The sequence below is a fragment of the Mesorhizobium sp. M2A.F.Ca.ET.067.02.1.1 genome (genome assembly GCF_004023285.1).
In the GTDB taxonomy this organism is placed as follows: domain Bacteria; phylum Pseudomonadota; class Alphaproteobacteria; order Rhizobiales; family Rhizobiaceae; genus Mesorhizobium.
Window position 1 is genome coordinate 1 of record NZ_RZSB01001390.1, and the last position, 531, is coordinate 531.

Annotated in this window: 1 pseudogene; it reads right to left on the reverse strand. The window is 64.6% G+C overall.

The window, feature by feature from the left end:
* Positions 1 to 531 (reverse strand): annotated as a pseudogene (pyrB, locus tag EOA28_RS37985) (aspartate carbamoyltransferase catalytic subunit); the annotation flags it as partial.

The window sequence follows — 531 nt, forward strand, 5'->3', positions numbered from 1 at the left end:
CAACAGCATGATGTTGGAGCGGGCGACGCGCGAATGCAGGATGTCGCCGCAAATCGCCACGATCAGCTTCGATAGCGGGCCCTTGGCGCGGCGGATGGTCAGCGCATCGAGCAGCGCCTGAGTTGGATGCTCATGCGCGCCGTCGCCGGCATTGACCACCGAGCAGCCGACTTTCTGGGCGAGCAGGGCGGCGGCGCCTGCCGACTGGTGGCGGATGATCAGGATATCCGGCCGCATGGCATTGAGCGTCATCGCCGTATCGATCAGCGTCTCGCCCTTCTTCACCGAGGAGCTCGCCACCGACATGTTCATGACGTCGGCGCCGAGACGCTTGCCGGCGAGCTCGAAGGACGACTGCGTGCGGGTCGATGCCTCGTAGAACAGGTTGATCTGCGTGCGGCCGCGCAGTGTCGAGGTCTTCTTTTCCGATTGCCGCGAGATCGCCACGGCCTGGTCCGCCCGATCGAGCAGCAGCTCTATATCGGCGGGGGAAAGATCGCGGATGCCCAGAAGATGGCGGTGGGGAAAGAG